General features: G+C 55.6%; 16 protein-coding genes. 4 read left to right on the plus strand and 12 right to left on the minus strand.

From position 1 onward, the window contains the following. Window positions 1-493 precede the first annotated feature (493 nt). The 7 genes from mglC to AC6I8J_RS12435 all read right to left on the minus strand — a co-directional run bounded on the left by mglC (window position 494) and on the right by AC6I8J_RS12435 (window position 8,734). Entirely contained in the window at window positions 494-1,504 is a 1,011-nt protein-coding gene (mglC, locus tag AC6I8J_RS12405) for a galactose/methyl galactoside ABC transporter permease MglC (RefSeq protein WP_161732226.1), read from the minus strand. 19 nt (window positions 1,505-1,523) lie between these two features. Beyond that, a complete protein-coding gene (gene mglA / locus AC6I8J_RS12410; RefSeq protein ID WP_161732224.1) occupies window positions 1,524-3,044 on the minus strand; it encodes a galactose/methyl galactoside ABC transporter ATP-binding protein MglA in 1,521 nt (506 codons plus the stop codon). A 68-nt stretch (window positions 3,045-3,112) separates the two neighbouring features. Beyond that, window positions 3,113-4,108, minus strand: a complete 996-nt coding sequence (mglB, locus tag AC6I8J_RS12415) for a galactose/glucose ABC transporter substrate-binding protein MglB (RefSeq protein ID WP_222925220.1) — start codon at window positions 4,106-4,108, stop codon at window positions 3,113-3,115. Between the two features lie 309 nt (window positions 4,109-4,417). Further along, the gene (gene galS, locus AC6I8J_RS12420; protein ID WP_013358509.1) at window positions 4,418-5,458 is read right to left on the minus strand and encodes an HTH-type transcriptional regulator GalS; all 1,041 of its coding nucleotides are present in this window, start codon (window positions 5,456-5,458) and stop codon (window positions 4,418-4,420) included. A 147-nt stretch (window positions 5,459-5,605) separates the two neighbouring features. Next, entirely contained in the window at window positions 5,606-6,766 is a 1,161-nt protein-coding gene (gene yeiB / locus AC6I8J_RS12425) for a DUF418 domain-containing protein YeiB (RefSeq protein ID WP_161732220.1), read from the minus strand. Between the two features lie 50 nt (window positions 6,767-6,816). Further along, window positions 6,817-7,482, minus strand: a complete 666-nt coding sequence (folE, locus tag AC6I8J_RS12430) for a GTP cyclohydrolase I FolE (RefSeq protein ID WP_061062924.1) — start codon at window positions 7,480-7,482, stop codon at window positions 6,817-6,819. Between the two features lie 124 nt (window positions 7,483-7,606). After that, window positions 7,607-8,734 (minus strand): YbfB/YjiJ family MFS transporter, encoded by a 1,128-nt coding sequence (locus AC6I8J_RS12435; RefSeq protein WP_222925219.1) that lies wholly within the window; start codon window positions 8,732-8,734, stop codon window positions 7,607-7,609. A 117-nt stretch (window positions 8,735-8,851) separates the two neighbouring features. Here AC6I8J_RS12435 and ptrR point away from each other — a divergent pair, with 117 nt between their 5' ends. The 3 genes from ptrR to fghA all read left to right on the plus strand — a co-directional run bounded on the left by ptrR (window position 8,852) and on the right by fghA (window position 11,817). Continuing rightward, window positions 8,852-9,763: a putrescine utilization regulator PtrR gene (gene ptrR, locus AC6I8J_RS12440; protein WP_161732216.1), complete on the plus strand. Its 912-nt coding sequence runs from the start codon at window positions 8,852-8,854 to the stop codon at window positions 9,761-9,763. 74 nt (window positions 9,764-9,837) lie between these two features. After that, a complete protein-coding gene (locus tag AC6I8J_RS12445) occupies window positions 9,838-10,962 on the plus strand; it encodes an S-(hydroxymethyl)glutathione dehydrogenase/class III alcohol dehydrogenase (RefSeq protein WP_161732214.1) in 1,125 nt (374 codons plus the stop codon). Between the two features lie 12 nt (window positions 10,963-10,974). Next, complete coding sequence (gene fghA / locus AC6I8J_RS12450; protein WP_161732212.1) at window positions 10,975-11,817, plus strand: S-formylglutathione hydrolase; 843 nt, start codon at window positions 10,975-10,977, stop codon at window positions 11,815-11,817. Between the two features lie 92 nt (window positions 11,818-11,909). On the opposite strand, the gene AC6I8J_RS12455 is transcribed toward fghA, so the two are convergent. The 5 genes from AC6I8J_RS12455 to AC6I8J_RS12475 form a co-directional block, all read right to left on the minus strand. After that, window positions 11,910-12,698 (minus strand): ABC transporter ATP-binding protein, encoded by a 789-nt coding sequence (locus tag AC6I8J_RS12455; RefSeq protein ID WP_161732321.1) that lies wholly within the window; start codon window positions 12,696-12,698, stop codon window positions 11,910-11,912. Then, the gene (locus AC6I8J_RS12460; RefSeq protein WP_222925217.1) at window positions 12,698-13,774 is read right to left on the minus strand and encodes a FecCD family ABC transporter permease; all 1,077 of its coding nucleotides are present in this window, start codon (window positions 13,772-13,774) and stop codon (window positions 12,698-12,700) included. Before AC6I8J_RS12460 ends, AC6I8J_RS12455 begins: the two co-directional genes overlap by 1 nt. Before the next feature lie 348 nt (window positions 13,775-14,122). Then, entirely contained in the window at window positions 14,123-15,589 is a 1,467-nt protein-coding gene (locus tag AC6I8J_RS12465) for an amino acid permease (RefSeq protein ID WP_161732210.1), read from the minus strand. Window positions 15,590-15,706: 117 nt separating this feature from the next. Then, complete coding sequence (yieE, locus tag AC6I8J_RS12470; protein WP_285088300.1) at window positions 15,707-16,573, minus strand: DNA-binding transcriptional regulator YeiE; 867 nt, start codon at window positions 16,571-16,573, stop codon at window positions 15,707-15,709. 9 nt (window positions 16,574-16,582) lie between these two features. Beyond that, window positions 16,583-16,957 carry a YkvA family protein gene (locus AC6I8J_RS12475; protein WP_497825421.1) on the minus strand — a complete coding sequence of 125 codons (375 nt, stop codon included), beginning with the start codon at window positions 16,955-16,957 and terminating at the stop codon, window positions 16,583-16,585. Window positions 16,958-17,063: 106 nt separating this feature from the next. Here AC6I8J_RS12475 and AC6I8J_RS12480 point away from each other — a divergent pair, with 106 nt between their 5' ends. Beyond that, window positions 17,064-18,119, plus strand: coding sequence for a YeiH family protein (locus tag AC6I8J_RS12480; RefSeq protein WP_161732206.1), 1,056 nt, complete (start codon window positions 17,064-17,066; stop codon window positions 18,117-18,119). The last annotated feature ends 29 nt before the right edge of the window (window positions 18,120-18,148 follow it).

The raw sequence follows: 18,148 nt of genomic DNA on the forward strand, positions 1-18,148 counted from the left end.
TGATTAATTACATGACTACGGTAGATAATTCAGTGCTACTTCCCCTCTGAAAGCCGACTTAGACTGCTGAGAAATCTGAAGAGGGTGAATCTTATAACAATGAATAAGCTCAACGCGCAGGGAACACGGTCAGAAGAGGAAAGCGTCCCACGCCAGGGATGGCGTGGGCCGAGCATGTCATGGATGACGGCTTTTGCGACTTTCCGATCTGACCGTGTTCCCTACGCATACTCGATCTCACAGCAACGACCCCAGCACTCTCCCCTATAAAAAGCGTTCTGCGGAGGAATGACACGGGCAGATCATTTACTGGCCTTAGCGTCTTTCCGATCTGACCGTGTTCCCTTCGCAGACTCGATCTCACAGCGACAATGCCTGCACTCCACCCACAATGCCTGCACTCCAGCGACAATGCCCGTACTCCAGCAACAATGCCTGCGCTCCCATAATAAAAAAGCGACCCGAAGGTCGCTTTTTTAGCGTTGAATAAGACTTACTTCTTACGAGAATATTTCAGGGAATCCAGCGCCACGGCGAAGATAATGATGCCGCCCTTAATGATGTACTGCCAGTAAGGGTTCACGCCGATATAGGTCAGACCGTAGTTGATAACGGTGAAGATCAGCACACCGGTGACGACACCCGCCACACTACCCACACCACCGGCGAAGGAAACACCGCCGACCACACAGGCCGCAATCGCATCCAGCTCATACATAAAGCCAAGGTTGTTGGTGGCAGAACCGATACGACCCGCCTCCAGCATCCCACCAAAGGCGTAGAACACACCTGACAGGGCATAAATCATGATCAGGTTCAAAGGCACGTTCACGCCTGACACTTTCGCCGCTTCCGGGTTACCGCCGATAGCAAAAATGTTTTTGCCGAAGCGGGTTTTGTTCCACAGAATCCAGACGAAAATAATGGCAATCACAGCGTAGAACGTGATGAACGAGAGTTTAAAATCACCAAAGCGTAAGAAACCCTGAGCAAATTTCGAGAACCCTGCGTCAAAGCCAGCAATCGGTGAGGCACCCACAAAGTCGTAATAGAGTGAGTTGATACCGTAAACGATAATCATGGTGCCCAGCGTGGTGATAAATGGCGTTACCTTCAGGTAAGCAATAATCACACCATTCACCAGACCAATTACACCGCCAATGATGCACACCGTCAGGATAACCAGTGGAATCGGCACGGTATCCAGCGTCGGGAAGACTTTGTTCGCGTTATCCATCGCCTGCAACAGCGTTGCGGCAACGACCGCCGCTAAGCCAACCTGACGTCCGGCTGACAGGTCAGTACCCTGGGTCACAATCAGACCCGCCACACCCAGTGCAATAATAATGCGCACCGAAGATTGGGTCAGAATATTACTCAGGTTCATCAAACTTAAAAATGTCGGATCCTGGAAAATAATAATAGCCAGCAATACCAGCAGAACGACATAAATGCCGCCCTCTTTTAACCAGGTTAGCGCATTCTTTTTTGTAGTCGCTTTCATGTTAACAGCCCTTGCTTCATTAAAGGTGTAATGACGCTAAACGCAATATTTCGTTCTGCGTGGTCGTTTTGGTATCAACTATGCCTGCTACCAGACCATTACTCATTACCAGAATACGATCGGTAATGCCTAACAGCTCCGGCATTTCGGATGAGATAATAATGATGCCCTTTTCTCTTTTCGCCAGTTCAGCAATCAGCTGGTAAATTTCGAATTTCGCACCAACATCAATACCGCGTGTTGGTTCATCAAGCATCAGGATTTCAGGCTGGGTCAATAACCAGCGGCCAATAATCACTTTTTGCTGGTTACCGCCCGAAAGCGAACCAATTTGTGTATGATGCCCTGGGGTTTTAACACGCATTGAATCGATAACCCATTGGGTATCACTCTTCATGCGTTTATTATCCAGCAGTCCCATACTGTTTTTATATTTTTTAATATTGGAAATAAGCGAGTTAAAACCAATATCCAGGTAAGCATAAATACCAGTCGAACGACGCTCTTCAGTCACCAGCGCGAAACCGTGGTTAATGGCTTCATTGGCGCTGTGATTATTAATCGGTTTGCCATGCAGTTTGATGGTGCCGCCCGATTTTTCGCGAATGCCAAACAGCGTTTCGACGATATCGGTACGTTTGGCGCCCACCAGCCCGGCAATGCCGAGTATCTCCCCTTTACGCAAATCAAATGAGATATCGCGAATAGACGGCTGACGCAGTGACGTCAGGTTGCGAACTTCAAGAATTGTCTCGCCTGGCACGTTGGTACGGTCAGGGAAACGCTGGTTCAGTGAACGGCCGACCATCATGGCGATGATCTTATCCATATCCAGCCCGTCCAGCGGCTGAGAGGTGATCCACTGACCATCACGCAGAATCGTGATCTCATCACACAACTGGAAAATCTCTTCCATCTTGTGCGAAATATAAACAATGCCACAGCCGCGATCTTTCAGCTTACGAATAATCGTGAACAGGTGATTCACCTCTTTCTCGGTTAACGAGGAAGTCGGCTCATCCATAATCACTATTTTCGCGTCGTAGGAGAACGCTTTAGCAATTTCAATCATCTGCATCTGTGACACAGAAAGATTGGCAACTTTGTCGCGTGGATCGATATCGATATCCAGCTCGTCAAAAATCGCCTTAGTGTCCTGGTACATCTTATCCTGATCGACAAAGAAGCCTTTGCGCGGATAACGCCCCAGCCACATGTTATCCATCACGGTACGCTGAAGAACCAGGTTTAATTCCTGATGCACCATCGACACGCCATTTTCCAGCGCTTCTTTGGAGCTTTTATAGTCGATCTCTTTACCCTGAAACAGGATACTGCCGGTATCTTTTTTATAAATACCAAACAGGCATTTTAATAAGGTGGATTTCCCGGCACCGTTCTCGCCCATTAATGCATGAACAGAGTGAGGCCGCACTTTCAAATTCACATTATCTAACGCTTTAACGCCGGGAAATGATTTTGAAACATTCGTCATTTCCAGCAAATATTCTCGCTGCGCGGTCGTGTTATCACTGGCCATATTTTACCTGGCTAAAAAACGGTGGTGACATAAAAAAGGCGCGACAGCTGTCGCGCCCGTAATCAATCTTATTTCGAGAACTGAGACAGATTTTCTTTATCAACCGGAACGTAAGGAACACGGACGATCTTATCGACCATTTTGAAGTTTGTTCCATCGGTTGCCGCTTTGCCGTTCGCCAGGTTGTTGGCAATATCCAGCGTCGCTTTCGCCTGGTTTTCCGCATCGTTCAGCACGGTACCGGCCAGCGCACCGGATTTCACCAGTGCCATCGCTTCTGGCAGGGCATCGACGCCGAAGACCGGGATAGAAGTCATGTTGTGCGCTTTCAGCGCTTCAACGGCACCCATCGCCATCGCATCGTTATTGGCAATCACAACTTCAATTTTCTTCGCGTTCGGGCCTGACAGCCACGCATCCATCTTATCTTTGGCCTGTGCGGTGTCCCACATCGCCGTATCCATCGCTAACTGCTGCGTCTTCAGACCATCTTTGTTCAGGGTGTCGATAACATATTTAGTACGGGCTTCAGCATCTGGATGGCCTGGCTCGCCTTTCAGCAGGACGAACTGAATGGTGCCATCTTTGTTCAGATCCCAGGCTGGGGTCGCTTTCCAGTGCTTCTCAATCAGCTGACCCTGGATGATGCCGGACTCTTTGGAGTCGGTACCCACATAGTAAGCTTTGTCATAGCCGGCCAGGACTTTAGCGTTCGGTTCTTTGTTAAAGAAGACAACCGGCACGTCGTTGGCACGTGCTTTGTCTACGATGACGGCAGCGGCAGCCGGGTCAACCAGGTTAATCGCCAGCGCTTTCACGCCTTTTGCCATCAGCACGTCCACCTGATCGTTCTGTTTGGACTGGTCGTTCTGCGAGTCATTCATCAGCAGCTGTACGCCACCGATTGTTTTCGCTTCTTTCTCGATGTCTTTGCGCACCATTGACATGAAGTTGTCATCATATTTGTAAATGGTCACGCCGATACGGGTGTCAGCTGCGTGAGCGGTTGCACCAAACATCATGCTGGCAACCAGTGCTGTAAGCGTGAAAACCTTCTTATTCATGGTATCTCCGGTTTTATTATGCAGGGTCTTTTTAGCGCTGCCGCAAAATGTGCGGAAGAGCAATTGGTAAAACAGATCGGCGCGTTGGTTAACGTAATGAGGCTGTTAAGCCATCAGACGCCGTCTAAAACCTGACTTCCCTGTGCCAGAACGCTTCCATGAAGAGGGTATGAACCCTTTAACCGGCTACTGAGACCACAACTGATGCCGTTACACTGGCGTTACATAATGTTTCAGTCCGGTAAGACGCTGCCATCATAGTGAGAGCAATGTTAATTAACTGTGAATACAATCACAGATTGAAAACGGTTACATGCCTGAATCGCCTGAATTAGTGACGGACTCCACATTTTGCCGCTGCGCCACAGAATGACGCCGCACCAGGGTTGGCATAAAGATATGCGTTGCCGTGTCATCAAGCAGTCCGGCTGCGCCCTGCAGTGCCAGCTCAGTGGCAATTTTTGCCATAGATACAATGGGATAGCGCACAGTGGTCAACTGCGGATCGGTATAACGGGAAATCGGGATATCATCAAAGCCAATGACAGAAAAATGCTGTGGCACCTGAATGCCGTTGTCTTTCAGCGCAGTAAGTGCGCCAGCCGCCATGCCGTCGTTATAAGCAAACACTGCTGTAAGGTTGAGATTGCGCCCCAGCAGCTCCACCATCGCCGCTTCGCCCCCCTGCATATCTGGCTCTGCGCTGGCGATCCAGCTCTCCTGCGGCCGGATGCCCTGTTCGGCCATCGCCTGCATCCACCCTTCACGGCGCTGCGCCACATCCTCAATGGGATGACTGGAGCAAAGATAGCCAATGCGGCTATGCCCCTGTTGCAGCAGGGTTCTTGAGGCCATCAGTGCACCCGTGACGTTATCCAGACTGACGCTGCGGTGTTCGAATCCAGGGACAATGCGGTTAATCACTACCATGCCGGGCACGTGCTGCATAAAGTCCGCCAGCTCCGCGTCCGGCAGCGTTTTTGCGTGGACCACCAGGGCGCTGCAGCGCTGCCTGATCAGCACCTCGATAGCATGACGCTCTTTCTCTTCCTGATGCCAGGAGTTGCTGATTAACACATGCTTGTGCACGCGCTGCGCCACGGTATCCACTGCTTTAACCAGCGCCCCGAAGAAGGGATCAGAGACATCCATCACCACTACCCCGATCGTATCGCTGACCTGCGTCGCCAGCGCCTGGGCGTTGGCGTTAGGGCGATACCCCAGCGCTTCAACCGCCTGTAACACGGCGTCGCGGGTGTCAGAGGTCACGGCGTTGCTCTGATTGAGAACACGCGACACGGTCGCCACTGACACGCCAGCCTGACGGGCAACATCACGAATAGTTATCATGCAGCAGTTCCAGAAGGGAAAAATAGGGCTTCACGCCGGGTTATACACCGGCGCTATTCTGTCAGGGGCGGGAGGCGTGCAGCGTGAATTGCGTCACATCAATGAAAACGGTTACATACAATTCTGTAACCTTTGTGATGGCGGTCATTATCTGGCGTTGTCGGTAATGCGTGATTTGCCGGCTGAGAGCAGCGTAAACCGCCGCCACAGCCATTCCAGCGGACCCTGTGCGAAGAAATGTAACCAGATGAGTGAAAACAGGATATTGATGAGCCATATCGCAGGCACCATCAGCACCAGTTCCAGCCGGGTGAAATGCATGTAGAAGCCGAAGCGATAGAACAGCGTGGTGCAGATGAGCGTTTGCAGCAGGTAGTTGGTCAGCGCCATACGGCCCACGCACTGGATGGCGTGGCTGATATGCCAGTGAGAAATTTGTGGCCAGTAGGCCAGACAGAGCGCGGCATAGCCCAGGCTAATCAGCGGGCTGGCAAGATCGCGCGGGGCCTGCAGGTAAAAAGCCGCCCAGCGGAATTCCCAATGTAACAGCCATTGCGCGGCTACACCGGCTACCGCAATGGAGAAGCCCATTGTCAGCAGCAGGGCCGCCGCCTGACGATAGTGGCGGAGGGAAAATTCTCCAGTCAGCCAGCCGCTGCGCAGCATTGCGCCACCCATCATCATTAAGCCCGCCAGCTGCCAGCCATATTGAGCCGCCAGCGCCATCAGCCCTGATGAGAGATGATCCAGCCGGTTCTGTATCGCTTCCCAGCCGCCGCTCAGTTTCCAGTACTGCTCATATTGCAGATCGGCAGCACCCGGCAGCCAGGATCGCGTCGGTTCGGGATCGGAGATCGACCCAAACACCAGCAGCACGCCGCAGCCCACCAGATAAAGCAGAATGCCGGTATTCATCAGGCTGCGGGTTGACGGGACGTCACGCAGCACCCGCCAGACCACCAGCCCGATGATGCCGTAATCCAGCAGGATATCGCCTTCCCAGAGAAAGACACCATGCAGAAAACCGATGAGTACCAGAATGGAAAGCCGGGCAGTCAGCCAGCGACTGCCGCGCGGCAGCTGCATTTGCAGACCTGCGCCAAACAGCAGTGCAAACAGGGTGAGGAATTTGAGCTGAGCAAAGGCGTCAGAGAGTGCCCAGGTCCAGACGTCGGAGAGACTGACACTGCCCTGCCAGGCCGGATTCAGGTAAGCAGCAGAAGGCAGGCCGAAGCCCACAATATTGAGCAGCAGGATGCCGAGAATGGCACAGCCTCGAATGAAATCCAGCACGTGATAGCGTTGCATGCGGCACCCTGCCCCATTGAGGCGGGCAGCATTATGCGCCCGCCGTTAACTCAACTATGGCGTACCGCGCGCAAGAATTCCTGGCGGGTATTCTGACTGGACTTGAACAGGCCGCCCAGAGAGGTCGTGGTGGTGGCGCTGGTCGCATCTTTGACGCCACGCGCTTTCACACAGTAATGTACCGCATCAATCGAGACAGCAACGTTGTTGGTGCCCAGCAGCGTCTGCAAGGCCACCAGTACCTGCTGTGTCAGGCGCTCCTGCACCTGCGGGCGCTGGGCGAAGAACTGCACGATGCGGTTGATTTTCGACAGGCCAATCACCTTTTCCTTGGGAATATAGGCAACCGTGGCTTTGCCATCAATGATCACAAAGTGATGTTCACAGGTGCTGGTCAGGGTGATATCACGCACGGTCACCATCTCATCGACCTTCATTTTATTCTCAATGACGGTGATTTTCGGGAAGTTGGCATAATCGAGACCGGAAAAGACCTCATCCACATACATTTTGGCGATGCGATGCGGCGTTTCCATCAGGCTGTCATCTTCAAGATCCAGATTCAGCAGCTGCATAATCTCGGTCATGTGCCCGGCAATCAGGCTCTTACGCGTTTCGTCATCAATGTCGCGCGTCGGTGCACGTAACGGCGTTTCCAGTCCACGCGCCAGCAGCGCTTCGTGAACCAGGGCAGCTTCCTGACTTAGGGTGCTCATGTACTCTTCTCCGGCTGGTGTTGCGCCCGCAAGCTTTTGCCTGCAGGCCCTGTAATCAGGCGCGTATTGTGAAACTTTCTTTGCGGGGAATCCAGCAATCAATCAGATTGGTGATGAAAGCTTTTCATTCAATTTTTCGCCAGACCAGCAGGCCCGCCCACACCAGGCTGATCCCGGCCACCCACAGGGCAGGCTCCAGCCGATGTAACAGAGCCGTTGAGAGAAAAGAGAGCAGCGGACCAACCAGCTGTCCGACCGCATAGCCGGTGGTCAGGAGGCCGGCCATGTAACGCAGATGATGGGGTGCCAGTTCACGGGCGCAAAGCAGCGACAGCTGTACCACGCTGAGGAAGCCGCCGCCCACCAGCAGCGCCCCGGCCAGCAGGCCACTAAAGCCGGGCAGCAGTGCCGCAGCAAAAACGCCCAGCGCCTGAGCCCAGAGCACTACCGCCAGGCGGACGTGACTATGCCCCCAGCGCCGCGTCAGGATGCCCAGCAGGATGCCGACCATCGCCGCACCGCCAAATATCGGCCAGACAAACTGCGCGAAGATGCCGTCAGGAAAACGCGTAGCGGCCATCTGCGATAAAAAGGTGGCGGGCAGGATATAACCAAAGCCCGCCAGACTGTAACTCAGCACCAGACGTTTCAGGTTGCGATCCAGCACCAGCGGCTCAGGTGCCTGATCCGGGCGATGCAGTTCGCCCCGACGCGGCAGATTACGGGTAATCAGCGCAATCAGCAGCAGTGCCAGCGTACCGTAAGCGGCCCAGGCCAGACCGGCAGAGACCTGTAGAGTATGCAGCGCCACCCCCAGCAGACCGCTGACAAAAATACCGCAGCCCGGCCCGGCAAACACGGCCGCCGACAGCCCTGCCCGGCCGTGGCGATGCAGTTGTTCGTTGCTCCAGGCCGCCACCAGCACCATCGCCCATCCACTGGCCCAGCCAATCAGAAAGCGGATCGCACCGTGCAGCCACGGTCCGGTTGCCAGTGCAGAGAGCAGCGTCAGGATCACTGCACCCCATACGCCCGCCTGCAAACGCAGCTCCACCCGCCGGTGCGCGCGCATGGCATCGAATGAGCCACACAGATAGCCAAGATAGTTGAGCGCAGCGACCAGGCTGGCACTGGTGAGCGTCAGCTGGTGCGCCTGAATCATCAGCGGCACCTGCGGCGTAAAGGCGAATCGCCCAATGCCCATCGCCACAAATAAGGTTAAAAACGCGCTGAGCGCGACGCGTAACGCCATTGCTGAACTCCTGTTGTTCTGCCTTGCGATCTCTTCTGACTTGCTAACAGCATGCAGGATGATTAAACTCACGGAAAGTGAATAATATTAACCAACTTGTTTACGGGAAAAGAAGATATGGATTTAGTTCAGCTGCGTATGTTCTGTTCCGTTGCCGAAACGGGTTCCCTGGCGCGCGCAGCCGAACAGCTGCATCGCGTTCCCTCTAATCTCACCACGCGGCTGCGTCAGCTGGAAGAAGAATTAGGTGTGGATCTCTTTATTCGTGAGAAGCAGCGCATTCGCCTGTCACCGATGGGCCATAATTTCCTGAATTATGCGCAGCGTATTCTGGCATTAAGTGAAGAAGCGATGAGCATGACCCGCACTGGTGAACCGGCAGGCAACTTTGCGCTGGGCTCAATGGAGAGTACCGCAGCGACCCGCCTGCCTGGTCTGCTCGCCGCCTATCACCAGCGCTTCCCTAAAGTGGCGCTGTCGCTGATTACCGGCACCTCGGGCGAAATCATCGATCGGGTTCGCGAAGGCACTCTGGCCGCCGCGCTGGTGGATGGCCCGGTTTCCCATGACGATCTGAATGGCTGCATCGCCTTTCGTGAGGAGATGGTGCTGATCACCGGGCTGGATCACGCGCCTATCACCACAGCGCGCGATGTGCAGGACGACACCCTGTTTGCCTTCCGCAATAGCTGCTCTTACCGGGTGAAGCTGGAGAGCTGGTATCGCGACAGCCAGACCGCGCCCGACAATGTGATGGAGATTCAGTCCTATCACGCCATGCTGGCCTGCGTGGCGGGCGGTGCGGGTGTCGCGATGATCCCGGCTTCGGTGCTGAAGCAGATGGCGGATCGGTCGCGGGTGCAGGCGCATACCTTACCTGCGGCTTATCGCGATACCGCCACCTGGCTAATGTGGCGACGCGATGCTTTTACTCCGAATGTTGAAGCGCTGAAGTATCTGATTATTGAACAGTTTGACGATCGTCCGCTCAACGATGAGTTGATCTATCCATTACAGGCGGCGCAATAAGCGTTCCACGCTATGTTTAAACCATAACCACACGACGCCATCGTGCGTCACAATCTGACTGGAAGAGGGATTGCATGAACATGATCAAAACCCGTGCCGCTGTTGCCTGGGCCGCTGGCGAACCGCTGAAAATCGAAGAAGTGGATTTGATGCCACCGCAGAAAGGCGAAGTGCTGGTGCGCATCGTCGCGACTGGCGTCTGTCATACCGACGCCTACACCCTCTCCGGCACCGATCCGGAAGGCGTTTTCCCGGCGATTCTCGGCCATGAAGGCGGCGGCATCGTAGAAGCCGTGGGCGAAGGCGTGACCAGTGTGGAAGTAGGTGACCATGTCATTCCGCTTTACACCCCGGAGTGTGGCAAATGTAAGTTCTGCCTGTCGGGCAAAACTAACCTCTGCCAGGCGATCCGTGCCACTCAGGGCAAAGGCCTGATGCCGGACGGCACCACGCGCTTCTTTAAAGATGGCAAACCGATTTTCCACTATATGGGCACGTCGACCTTCTCTGAATACACCGTGATCCCGGAAATCTCGCTGGCGAAAATCAGTAAAGAAGCGCCGCTGGAAGAAGTTTGTCTGCTGGGTTGTGGCGTGACTACCGGCATGGGCGCGGTAATGAACACCGCTAAAGTAAAAGAAGGCGACACCGTCGCGATTTTCGGTCTCGGCGGTATCGGTCTTTCTGCGGTTATCGGCGCAAAAATGGCGAAGGCTGGCCGCATCATCGCAATCGACCTCAACACCAGCAAATTCGATCTGGCGCGCAAACTGGGTGCCACCGATCTGATTAATCCGAAAGATTACGATAAGCCGATTCAGGATGTGATTGTCGAGCTGACCGACGGCGGTGTGGACTTCTCATTTGAGTGTATCGGTAACGTCAACGTGATGCGTTCCGCGCTGGAGTGCTGCCACAAAGGCTGGGGTGAGTCTGTGATTATCGGCGTCGCCGGTGCCGGTGAAGAGATCTCTACCCGTCCGTTCCAGCTGGTAACTGGTCGCGTCTGGCGCGGTTCCGCCTTTGGTGGCGTGAAAGGCCGCTCACAGCTGCCGGGCATTGTGCAGGATTACCTTGATGGTAAGTTTGCCCTGAACGACTTCATCACCCACACCATGCCGCTGGAAGAGATCAACGACGCCTTTGATTTGATGCACGAAGGAAAATCGATTCGCTCGGTCGTGCACTTTAACAAGTAATCAGGAGGCGTTATGGCATCCACTCTGGAGCTACTGGAAGAACACCGCATTTTTGGCGGCTGGCAGCAGCGCTGGCGTCATCAGTCGGCCGTGCTGAACTGCCCGATGACCTTCAGCATCTACCTGCCTGAACCGCACGGTGATGCGCCGCCGCCAGTGGTCTGGTTTCTGGCCGGGCTGACCTGCAACGATGAGAACTTCACCACCAAAGCGGGCGCGCAGCGCGTGGCGGCGGAACTGGGTCTGGTAATGATTATGCCGGATACCAGCCCGCGCGGTGAAGGCGTTGCCAACGATGAGGGCTACGATCTGGGTCAGGGCGCGGGATTTTATCTCAATGCCACTCAGCACCCCTGGGCCACTCATTTCCGCATGTTCGACTATCTGAGCAGCGAGCTGCCCGCCCTGATTGCGGATAACTTCAAAGTCAGTGAACGTCAGTCGATTATGGGTCACTCCATGGGCGGACACGGCGCGCTGATGCTGGCGCTGCGTCTGGGTAACCGCTTTGCCTCAGCGTCTGCGTTTGCGCCGATTGTAAACCCTATGCAGGTGCCGTGGGGCCAGAAAGCGTTTAAGGCCTATCTGGGCGACGACCAGGCGGCGTGGCGGGAATATGACAGCTGCCAGCTGATGGCAGAGGTGTCGCATCGTCTGCCAGTCCTGATCGATCAGGGCGACAGCGATCAGTTCCTGGCCGATCAGCTGCAACCGGAGCGGTTAGAAGAGATTGCTAAAGCAGTCGGTTTCCCGCTGACGCTGCGTATTCAGCCGGGTTATGACCATAGCTACTTCTTTATAGCCAGCTTTGTGGAAGATCATCTGCGCTTCCATGCACAACATCTGCTAACGTAAAACATCAGGGCCGCAATTGCGGCCCTGAACTTTTCTGCATCCTGTACTGCTACTGCCGCAAACGCTGGCTCAAGGCCAGGCCTGCCCGACTTTCAGACCAGTGCCGGTCCGGTCAGCCCGTCGATCATTACCTGCGGAATGCCGCGTGAGCAGTGTTCGATACGGCCATTCACGCCATACACTTTTGCCAGCGTAGTCGGCGTAATCACCTTATCCGGTTGCCCTTCCGCTACCAGTGCGCCCTGCTTCAGCATCAGCGCGTGTTGCGCATGACGCAGCGCGATATTGATGTCATGCACCACCACCACCGTCACGATGTTGCGCTGGGCTGTTTCGCGGCGTACCAGATCCATCACGTGGAACTGATAGTTGAGATCGAGCGCGCTCAGCGGTTCATCCAGCAGCAGCAGCTTAGGGCGACGGATCAGGGACTGCGCCAGCCCGACCAGCTGCTTCTGACCGCCGGAGAGCTGATCGAGGTAACGCATCGCGAGATGCGCTATCCCCAGTTGTTCAAGCAGATGCATGATTTCGGCTTCGCTGCTGGCGCTGTGCAGTCCACCAGAGGCACGCTGCGCCACAATGATCGACTCCAGCACGTGCAGATGCACGCCCGCAGGCAACGACTGCGGCAGATAGACCACGTTCTTCGCGCGGCGGGCAAACGGCTGAGTCATCAGATCTTCACCGTTGAGCCACATCTCACCCTGACCTTTATTCAGCCCGGCCAGTGCACGCAGCAGCGTCGATTTACCACAGCCATTCGGCCCGAGCAGCACGGTGATCTCACCGCGTGGCAGCGGTGCCACGTTGAGATTTTCAATGACTTTATGTTTGGGATAACCGGCACTGAAGCCGCGTAACGTCAGACCCTGTTCCATCATACCGTCCCCCGATGACGCAGAATAATACTCAGGAAGAACGGCACGCCAATCAGTGAGGTGACGATGCCGACAGGGATGATCACGCCGGGGAGCAGGTTTTTCGAGGCGACTGATGCCAGCGACAGCACCAGCGCGCCAACCAGCGCACTGGCGGGCAGATAGAAGCGGTGATCTTCACCAAACATCATGCGGGCAATATGCGGCGCGACCAGCCCGATGAAGCCGATCGGGCCAACAAACGCCACCGCCAGCGCCGAGAGAATACTGATACGCAGCAGGGTGGTCAGGCGCAGACGACGTACATCAATACCAAAGCTCACCGCGCGATCTTCACCCAGACGCAGCGCCGTCAGCTTCCAGCTGCTCATCATTGAGAACGGCACCAGAATGGCCAGCGCTACGGTCAGTACACCCAGCTTTTCCCAGGAAGCACGCGCCAGGCTGCCCATGGTCCAGAACACCAGACCCTGCAGGGTATCTTCGCTGGCGATGAACTGCATCATTGAAACTAACGCGTTAAAGGTGAAGACCAGTGCAATACCGAACAGCACCACGCCCGCCGACGAAACCTGCGTCCAGCGGGTCACGGCATCCAGCATCAGCGCGGCAAACAGCGCAAAGACAAAGGCATTGGCAGAGATTAACCACTGATCAGGAATGCCGGGAATACCGATGCCGAGAATGATCGCCAGCGCGGCACCAAACGCTGCCGCCGAGGAGACACCGAGTGTAAACGGGCTGGCCAGCGGGTTATTCAGGATGGTCTGCATCTCTGCACCTGCCAGGCCCAGCGACAGCCCTACCACCAGCGCCATCAGCGCATAGGGCAGACGAATGTCCCAGACAATCACGCGGGTGCCGGCATCGACGCTGTCGGGGCTGAGCAGCGTATTCCACAGCGTATCAAGTGAGAGTCCGGCCGGACCCAGCGTGAAGTCGAGGATCAGCGAGGCGACAATAGCCACCAGTAATACGCCAATCCAGATCAGGCGGCGGCGCAGCACCTGATGGTAGTTTTGCATGGTGTGGTGAAGCGTCTCTTCCCCCGCCAGCAGCGAAGTTTCAGTAGTCATGTTTGAACCCTGTGTGGCTATCACGTCAGAAAACGCAGCCACAATAGTGCAGGTGATAATAATTATCAATTCGTGAAGATAAGCGAGACGTGAAAAAAGGGTAAAAAACGGTGTTGTTATGGGCAGGATACCGGCAGACACAGCGCGTTGAGGCTGTTCCCGGACTTAAAGCGATGGGAGCATACGTCTGGAGCAAAGCATCGCGGGCCAGGGATGGCCCGCGCTGAGCTTGCCAGGGATGGCGTTTTTGCGTCTTTGCGAAAGACGTATGCTCCCTGAGCATGTGCCCCATCTGCAGCCTCAACGCGCTGTGTCAGGCACCTGACTCAACAGAGCAAGCGCACAGAACTACTCTTTATGAACCGGGAACTCCATCTCGCTGTACTTCACGAAACGGCTGCCGCGCGTCAGTTTGTAGCCGAACCAGATAATCAGGAACAGCGGAAGACCAATATAGGTTGCCGCTACGCCATACCAGTCGATGCTGTCGTTGAGGAAGGCCTGATAGTTCTGACCCAGCGTAATGATCAGGCAGAGCACGAAAGCAAAAATCGGTCCCAGCGGGAAGAAGCCGGAACGGTATGGCAGATCGTTCAGATCACGTCCCTGGGCGACATAGCCGCGACGGAAGCGATAGTGACTGATGGCAATACCTAGCCAGGCGATAAAACCGGTCATGCCTGAGGTGTTCAGCAGCCACAGATAAACCTCCTGGTTGCCAAATTTTGAGGTCAGGAAGCACAGCCCGGCCACGACGGTCGTCGCCCATAAGGCATTGCGCGGCACGCCGCCCTTAGACAGTTTCGCGAAAATACGCGGTGCCTTGCCTTCGGAGGCCAGGTTATACAGCATGCGCGTTGAGGCATACATACCGGAGTTACCGGCTGACAGCACCGCCGTCAGGATAACCGCATTCATCACTGCTGCCGCAGAGAGCAGACCGGCGTTGCGGAACACCAGGGTGAACGGGCTGACGCTGATATCATCAATGTCGTTATGCAGTAATTGCGGATCGGTGTACGGCAGGATCAGACTGATAATGAGAATGGCGAACACATAGAACAGCAGGATACGCCAGAAAATCTGCCGCACGGCGCGCGGGATATTTTTTGCCGGGTCTTCAGATTCGCCCGCCGCGATACCGATCAGCTCGGTGCCCTGGAAGGAGAATCCCACAATCATCGCCACGCCGATCATCGCCGCAAAGCCGCCCGCAAACGGCGCATCGCCCACCTGCCAGTTCTGCCAGCCCGCATGCTCTGCACCGCGCATGATGCCCGTGATCATCAGCACACCCACGATGATAAAGATAATGACGGTGGCCACTTTGATCAGCGAGAACCAGTACTCCGCCTCGCCAAAGCCTTTTACTGAGATGTAGTTGAGCAGGAATATCAGTCCCAGGAACAGCGCGCTCCAGATCCAGCCCGGCGTGTCGGGGAACCAGTAGGTCATCACCAGCTGCGACGCCACCAGGTCAACCGCGATGGTCACCGCCCAGTTGTACCAGTAGTTCCAGCCGAGTGCGAAACCAAAGCCCTCCTCGACATATTTTGCGCCGTAGGTGGCGAAAGAACCGGATACGGGCATGAAGGCAGCCAGCTCACCGAGACTGGTCATCAGGAAGTAGACCATCAGGCCGATCAGCATGTAGGAGAGCAGTGCCCCGCCAGGACCAGCCTGAGCAATCGTTGCGCCGGAAGCGACAAACAGGCCGGTACCGATGGAGCCGCCGATGGCGATCATCGTAAGATGACGGGCTTTTAACGCACGTCGTAATGCAGGTTGTTGTGTTGTTTTTGAGTCATTATGCATGTGTTAACGCTACGCTGGGTAAAAATGAGGCGCGATTGTAGCAGCCAGACCGCCTCTGTATAGCTGATGCCATGCTGTTATAAGTTAAGTTCATGATCGCGCCCGAATTATTAGCAATCACTCACGGCAATAGGACAAAAAGCGCGTCAGTGCCTTTGAAATATGCTTCTGCCGGTGATGGATGCGATAGAGCGTCCGGGTCAGACGCGGCAACGGAATCGTCAGTTCTGTCAGCGTCCCCGCCTCCAGCAAATCGGCAATTACCCGGCGCGACAGGCAGCTGATCCCCATGCCGTGCCGCACTGCATGCTTGATCGCTTCTGAGTTGCCGAGCTCCATACCCAGCTGAAAACTCGGCAGGTGTGACAGCAGCAGATAATCGACGATTTCCCGGGTGCCGGAGCCACGTTCACGCAGGATCCACGGCGCTTCTGCCAGGGTTTTCAGCGTCACCGACTGTTGCAGAATCGCGGCATCGGGCGCGGCAAACACCACCAGCTCATCTTCCAGCCAGGGTTCGCTGACCAGTTCGGTCATATGGCACGGCCCTTCAATCAGGCCGACATCCACGCGGAAATCGGAAACCGCCTGAATCACATCCTGACTGTTACCGACGCTCAGCTCCAGCGGCAGACCAGGAAAGTCACGACGATAGGCCGCCATCATGCCCGGCAGCAGATAGTTACCAATAGTGCTGCTGGCGGAGATGCGGATCGCGCCGTTATCCTCTTTGAATAGCTGCTCAATTTCGCCCGCCTGCTCCAGCAGACCGACCGCACGCGGATAGAGCAGTCGCCCATGCTCATTCAGCACCAGCCGTTTGCCGACCCGATCAAACAACTGCACCCCGAGCTGACTTTCCAGATCGGCCAGCGCCGCGCTGACCGCCGACTGTGACAGCGCCAGCAGTTGCGACGCCTGAGTAGTGGAACCGCTTTTCAGCACTTCGGTAAACACTTCGATTTGCCGCAGCGTAATGTGCATCGTCGCCTCTTAACTCAGTGAATGCCTGACAAGGTAAATAATTAACGCCAGCCAGATCAGCCCAACCACGACCAGCCAGCCTGCCATCTTTTTGCCGCGCGAACGCTGAGACTGTGCGCGTTCGCTGCTGCTGATGCGCACCTCTTGTGGCAGCAGCCGCAACAGAATCATGATGCCCGTGGGAATAATCACCGCGTCATCCAGCAGACCAACAAACGGGATCACATCCGGGATGAGATCGATCGGGCTGACCCCATAAGCAACCAGTCCCAGCATGCCCAGCTTGTTCCACCAGGGTGTGCGCGGATCGCGAAAGGCGAACCACAGCACGAACACATCTCTTTTGATCAGCGTCGCCCAGCGGCGCAGACGCGAAACTATCATGATCACTGCCTTATCGTTTATTCTGGTCAATTATAAATATATTATCAATTTCACTTTTAAGCCAGTCGCCCTCATGATCATGACTCAACGACGAGGAGTGACCATCATGACCGAACTGAGCATCCCTAAAACGCATCATCCCGTTACGCTCTGGTTCCCTGGTCTGCTGCTGACGGCTGCGATTGCCGGGGCAGCCAGCTGGCTGGCGCAGCAACCGGCGATTGCAGCAGCAGGGCTGGGTTCACTGACCCTGGCGATTATGCTGGGGATTCTGGTTGGCAACAGCGTCTATACACCGCTGGCGTCGCGCTGCGACAGTGGCGTGGTGCTGGCTAAACAGAAGCTGCTGCGACTGGGGATCATCCTGTTTGGCTTCCGCATTACCTTACAACAGATTGCTGACGTCGGTTTAAGCGGCATCCTGATTGATGCGCTGACGCTGAGCAGCACCTTTTTTGTGACCTGCCTGCTGGGCATCCGGCTGCTGAAGCTGGATCGCGATACCGTCTGGCTGATTGGCGCAGGCAGCAGTATCTGTGGGGCTGCGGCCGTACTGGCGACCGAGCCGGTGGTGAAAGCGGCGTCGTCAAAAGTTGCCGTGGCTATCGCGACCGTGGTGCTGTTCGGCACCCTGGCCATCTTTATCTATCCGCTGATGTGGCCGCTGGCGCATCACCTGTTTCCGGGGCTGAGTGCCGCGCAGTTTGGGGTCTTCACCGGTTCCACTATTCATGAAGTCGCGCAGGTGGTAGCTGCCGGGCACAGCATCAGCCCGGAGGCTGAGAACAGCGCCGTGATTGCCAAAATGCTGCGGGTAATGATGCTGGCGCCGTTCCTGCTCTGCCTGAGTGCGGTAATCCGCGGCAAACGCAACGCGAGCAAAGCGCGTCAGCCAGTGACCTTTCCCTGGTTCGCCCTGCTGTTTATCGCGGTCGCGCTGTTTAACTCGCTGCAGCTGTTGCCTGCGGCGTTGGTGGCCACGCTGAATGAGCTGGCGGGTCTGCTGCTGGCGATGGCGATGGCCGCGCTGGGCTTAACCACCCGTTTCGGGGCATTGCGTGAGGCGGGCGTTAAACCGCTATTGCTGGGCGCGCTGGTGTTTGTCTGGTTGATTGCGGGCGGCGGCACCATCAATCTGCTGGTGCAACATTTCATGGGCTAGCGGCATCGGGTATCATGCCGTTTCACCCG

This window comes from Pantoea sp. X-Soil-ISGK-355 (assembly GCF_059730805.1).